Raw genomic sequence first — 4,240 nt, 5'->3', positions numbered from 1 at the left:
TTTACATTTAATTTCGCCTAGCTACTTACTTAGAGACTTCAGTCGAGGGCTGTGGGCGATTGCCAACTCAAAGCCTCCGCTCTAGGCGATTTAGCGCAATTCTCAGCCGATAAATTTTTTTTAAGTATTGTTGCCGCTCGGTGATACAATCGATGGTGGTCGATTCGGGATCGAATAACACTAAACCGCTGTGAAATCTACTGACGAAACACCTCAACTGACAGAATTATTAGTTAATGAGGCAACTACACTTGAGGAATCTAGTGTAACTCAATCGTCAGAGAACTCGATGGGTGAGTATCAACAACTCAAACAAGAGTTGTATCTGATTACGCTAGCAATTACTGCTGTGGCATTTGCTACTGTAGTTTATTTCTATGGTTTGAGGGTCGCTGGCAATTACCTATTGGGTGCAGTGACTGGAGTAGTGTATTTGAGACTGCTAGCCAGAGATGTAGACCGCCTTGGTACTGAAACCATGAAGCTCAGCCTCAATCGTCAGGCACTAGTGATAGTCTTGATGCTCGTTGCGGCAAAATGGCACCAATTGCAAATTTTGCCAGTCTTTTTGGGTTTTTTGACCTATAAAGCCGCATTGCTGGTATACCTCGTGCGGATACTCTCGATCGCTGACTAAAATCTATCGAATTTAGCCCAGCGGAAGGATCGGCCACCAATTGCAAAGATTGTTGCTTGGTAAATAATCACTGGAAACGGCTCCTAGATGCACATGTTAGATGGTTTAAACATCATAAATTCCCTGCCCTTGGCGGCATTGGATGTCGGTCATCACTTGTATTGGCGACTAGGGAACCTCCAAATCCACGGTCAAGTGTTTCTCACATCTTGGTTTGTGATTGGCTTGCTGTTAATTGCCGCAATTGCAGCGACGCGTAACGTCCAACGCATTCCGCGTGGGATCCAAAACCTGATGGAGTATGCCTTGGAGTATATCCGCAACTTAGCTAAAGACCAAATTGGCGAGAAGGAATATCGTCCTTGGGTGCCTTTTATCGGTACCTTGTTTTTATTCATCTTTTTATCCAACTGGTCGGGTGCTTTACTCCCGTGGAAGCTAATTCATTTGCCATCCGGCGAACTAGCTGCGCCAACCAATGACATCAACACTACGGTGGCATTGGCATTGCTCACGTCCTTGGCTTATTTTTATGCAGGTTTCCGCAAACGTGGTTTGGGATATCTCGCTAAATATATCGAACCGACACCAATCCTGTTGCCAATCAACATCCTTGAGGACTTCACTAAACCGCTATCCCTAAGCTTCCGTTTATTCGGAAACATCCTCGCAGATGAATTAGTGGTCGGCGTACTAGTATTACTAGTTCCGTTTATTATCCCGATTCCAGTTATGCTATTAGGGTTGTTTACTAGTGCCATTCAGGCATTGGTATTTGCCACGCTAGCTGCTGTATACATCGGTGAAGCGATCGAAGGTCATGGCGAACATGAAGAAGAACACTAAATTTAGGGAATAGGGAATAGGGAATAGGCAATAGTAGCTGGTGCGTAGTCTTGAGACTGACATCTGGCAACTACTAACTACCAACTACCAACTACCAACTAAATAAATCTCAACCTAATATTCTCTCAATCATTTTTTTAAGGTAATACATCATGAATCCTACTGTTGCTGCTGCTTCTGTGATCGCTGCTGCTCTTGCTGTCGGTCTAGCTTCGATCGGTCCTGGTATCGGTCAAGGTAACGCTGCTGGACAAGCTGTTGAAGGGATTGCACGTCAACCCGAAGCGGAAGGCAAAATTCGCGGTACGCTCATTCTTTCCTTGGCGTTCATGGAATCCTTGACGATCTACGGTTTGGTTGTCGCACTGATTCTCTTGTTTGCTAACCCTTTCTCCTAGTTCGCAAGTCAACAACCGGGGGAACGGACAGTAAAGAGTCGGTAAGTCAAGGATTGCAGGCTGTTTGCATGGCTGTTATTTGATTACGACAGTTCATACAGCTTCGATCGTCACTTTACTACCGATTTCTGGGCTACCGATTTCCTCCTGACCTCAAATTTTCAAGGAAAGTATATAAAGATGATCCCACAATGGACACTACTGCTGGTACCAGCCGCAGTAGAAGAAGTAGCCGAAAAGGGTAAACTGTTCGACTTTGATGCGACATTGCCGCTGATGGCAATCCAGATTGTTGTCTTGGTCGCAGTATTAAATGCTCTATTTTACAAACCCCTGGGTAAAGTATTAGACGATCGAGATGAATACATTCGCGGTGGTTTGGGCGATGCCAAAGCCAAACTCGCCGAAGCTGAAACGATCGCTAAAAAGTACGAGGCAGAACTAGCCGATACCAGACGGGAAGCCCAAGCAGTCATCGCGACAGCTAAAACTGAAGCTCAAAAAATTGCTGCCGGTCAACTCGCCGAAACTCAGCAAGCCGCTCAAGTTCAACGCGAACAAGCCCAAGTTGAGATCGACAAACAAAAGCAGTCTGCTTTTACAGCTTTGGAAGCCCAAGTAGAAGCCCTCAGCCGTCAGATCCTCACCAAATTGTTGGGAGCCGAGTTAGTTAAATAAAATAACCTGCAAGCGGGATTAAAACAGTTAGTAGCGAACAGTTAGTCGGGGACATACGTAACCGATCGCTAATCGCTCGTAACAAATCACCGATACGCCTGTCGAATCGCCCAGTTCTAGCACATATATATGATGGGAAATTTCTTATTCCTCGCCACTAGCGAAGGTGGCGGTTTCGGATTAAATACAGATTTTATCGAAGCCAATTTAGTTAACCTCGTTTTGGTCTTGATTTTTGTATTTGTCTTCGGACGCAAACTCTTGACGGAAATTCTCACCGAACGCCGTCTGGCGATCGAGACAGCCATCAAAGATACCGAAGCTCGACAAAAACAAGCGATCTCCGCGCTCGAAGTCGCCAAGAAAAATCTGGCGCAAGCGCAAACTGAAGCTGAAAATATCCGCAAAACGGCAGTTACCAGCGCGGCAAATGCTAAAGCAGAAATCGCGGCCAAAGCGGCTGCCGATATCGAGCGGATGCAAGAACTAGCCGCTGCCAATACCAATACCGAGCAAGATAAAGCGATCGCCGAACTCCGCGCGCGCGTGACTAAACTAGCAATGGAACGGGCCGAAGCTCAACTCAAAAACCTCTTGAACGACTCCGCACAAGCGCAGTTGGTCGATCGGAGTATCGCCTTGGTAGGAGGTAAGTAATGAAAGGTAGTGCCATGGGTAGTGTCGTCCTCACCCCTTACGCGGATGCGCTGATGTCCCTCGCTCAGTCGCAAAACCTGGTCGATGAATTTGCTAGCAATTGTGCCGATTTATTAGGTCTGCTAGATGAATCGCCAGAATTGAATCAAATCTTAGCAAATCCGATCGTCAAAATTGCCGATAAAAAAGCAATTTTAACCAAGATTGTCGGCGATAAAGTTCACCCCTTTATGGCCAATTTTTTGTCGATCTTAGTCGAACGCCGGAGAATTGGTTACTTGGCGGGAATTTGCCAGCGGTATCAAGCCATGATGCGCGACCTCAAAGGTATCGTCTTGGCGGAAGTCACTAGTGCGATCGCCCTCACTGACGCCCAGACTCAATCGATCCGCGATCGCGTCCAAGGGATGACTGGTTCTAATAGTGTCGAAATCGCCACCAAGATCGATCCAGAAATCATCGGTGGAGTCATTATTAAAGTCGGTTCTCAAGTCATCGACTCCAGCTTACGCGCCGAAATTCGCCGCCTGGGTCTAAGTATTGCTTAATTAGGGGATAGGGGATAGGGAATAGGGAATAGGTATTTAACTAATTATTAAAAGACCTAAAGCCTAAAACCTAAAACTTAAAGCCTAAAACCTATAGAAAACATCAGTAAATAGATAATTATGATTAGTATCAGACCTGACGAAATTAGTAGCATTATTCGCCAGCAAATCGAACAGTACACTCAAGACGTTAAATCATCTAACGTCGGTACTGTTCTTCAAGTCGGCGATGGTATCGCTCGCGTTTATGGCTTGGACAAAGTTATGTCCGGCGAACTCGTTGAATTTGAAGATGCGAGTGTGGGTCTAGCTCTCAACCTCGAAGCCGATAACGTCGGTGTGGTCTTGATGAGCAACGGTCGGAATATTCAAGAAGGTAGTGCTGTTAAAGCAACTGGTAAGATCGCGCAGATTCCTGTCGGCGAAGCAATTATCGGTCGCGTCGTCGATGCCTTAGCACGTCCCATTGACGGTAA

At 46.1% G+C, this 4,240-nt stretch carries 6 protein-coding genes and 1 pseudogene; all 7 read left to right on the top strand.

Annotated features, from left to right (window positions below):
• Positions 1-190: 190 nt before the first annotated feature.
• Entirely contained in the window at positions 191-637 is a 447-nt protein-coding gene (locus tag RMO84_RS00530) for an ATP synthase subunit I (RefSeq protein ID WP_310486458.1), read from the top strand.
• 87 nt (positions 638-724) lie between these two features.
• A complete protein-coding gene (atpB, locus tag RMO84_RS00525) occupies positions 725-1,483 on the top strand; it encodes a F0F1 ATP synthase subunit A (protein ID WP_310486457.1) in 759 nt (252 codons plus the stop codon).
• Between the two features lie 152 nt (positions 1,484-1,635).
• Positions 1,636-1,881, top strand: coding sequence for an ATP synthase F0 subunit C (gene atpE, locus RMO84_RS00520; RefSeq protein WP_015160255.1), 246 nt, complete (start codon positions 1,636-1,638; stop codon positions 1,879-1,881).
• Positions 1,882-2,061: 180 nt separating this feature from the next.
• Positions 2,062-2,559: a F0F1 ATP synthase subunit B' gene (locus RMO84_RS00515; protein ID WP_396135731.1), complete on the top strand. Its 498-nt coding sequence runs from the start codon at positions 2,062-2,064 to the stop codon at positions 2,557-2,559.
• 129 nt (positions 2,560-2,688) lie between these two features.
• Positions 2,689-3,216: a F0F1 ATP synthase subunit B gene (locus tag RMO84_RS00510; RefSeq protein WP_310486455.1), complete on the top strand. Its 528-nt coding sequence runs from the start codon at positions 2,689-2,691 to the stop codon at positions 3,214-3,216.
• Positions 3,216-3,764, top strand: a complete 549-nt coding sequence (gene atpH, locus RMO84_RS00505) for an ATP synthase F1 subunit delta (protein WP_310486453.1) — start codon at positions 3,216-3,218, stop codon at positions 3,762-3,764. The genes RMO84_RS00510 and atpH overlap by 1 nt, the downstream gene beginning before the upstream one ends.
• Before the next feature lie 120 nt (positions 3,765-3,884).
• Positions 3,885-4,240, top strand: a pseudogene (locus tag RMO84_RS00500) (F0F1 ATP synthase subunit alpha); the annotation flags it as partial.

It is taken from the genome of Chamaesiphon sp. VAR_69_metabat_338, from assembly GCF_031423935.1.
In the GTDB taxonomy this organism is placed as follows: domain Bacteria; phylum Cyanobacteriota; class Cyanobacteriia; order Cyanobacteriales; family Chamaesiphonaceae; genus Chamaesiphon.
This window is presented reverse-complemented; position numbering and strand designations above follow the sequence as displayed.